General features: G+C 40.3%; 1 protein-coding gene. It reads left to right on the top strand.

Features of this window, described 5'->3' with window-relative positions; genetic code table 11:
- Window positions 1-247 precede the first annotated feature (247 nt).
- A complete protein-coding gene (locus A3735_RS06595; RefSeq protein ID WP_068509226.1) occupies window positions 248-547 on the top strand; it encodes a DUF2782 domain-containing protein in 300 nt (99 codons plus the stop codon).
- The last annotated feature ends 317 nt before the right edge of the window (window positions 548-864 follow it).

Here is an 864-nt window from a genome sequence, read left to right as displayed (position 1 = left end):
AAAGGAGGTAAACCATGAAAAGCCCGGAATAAATAAGATGATCCATCCACCAAAACGGTAGGAAGTGTTTGAGATTGCTCGGTATTTGTTGTCATAAATTGCGTATCTATAATTGTTTAGATGCTGGTAAGAGCTGGGTTTTGAAATTAAAAGTCCGGTGAGTAATCACTGGCACAGTGGTATAGTAAGAAAAAACGACAATACAGAACAGATATTTTTATTCGTCAACGCTCATACAGGAGTTCATATGCGAAAGATATTACGCCCAACTTTATTAGTAACTCTACTCGCAACTCAAGCCAGCATGTTCGCTATAACATCCGCACATGCAGAGGAATCTATTCAGCCTGCTGAGCCTGAGATCGTTATTCGCAATGAGGATAACAAAACTTTTTACGAATATCGTGTGAATGGCGTTCTAAAAGAAATTAAAGTCGTTCCAAAGATTGGCCCTACTTATTATTTAGTGCCTCAGGATGGCAATGCCTGGATCCGCGAAGATCGCTCACAAGTCCTTGTGCCTAGCTGGGTATTGTTCGAGTGGTAGCACTTCCCTCTTAACGTCCTCCTTGCCAAGCCCAACAATTTATTTGCGTTAATACCTTTGCTTAGTATGAATATTCTAATTTATCAGCGTATCGTTGGTGGTGAATTAAGAATTTGTGGAAATTAAATCCACAGCGCTGAGATACTTACAGAGAAAAGGATACTATCATGGGCACTATCAAATCTTACCAAGAGCAAGTTCAAGACATCGTTGAAAAAGCAATCGCTACTGTTGAAGAGCAGCACAAAGCACTTGCAGCTGCATCTTTCGAGTACATCGAAAAGCTATACAAGCTAGACACTGTAAAAGCTAAGCAC

The sequence above is a fragment of the Oleiphilus sp. HI0061 genome (assembly GCF_001635675.1).
Note: the sequence above shows the minus strand (reverse complement) of the source record. Positions and strands in the feature narration are given on the sequence as shown.

What these genes read in the sequence shown, in the direction of transcription:
- A3735_RS06595 (WP_068509226.1), top strand. Translation starts at nt 248, where the DNA reads ATGCGAAAGATATTACGCCCAACTTTATTAGTAACTCTACTCGCAACT.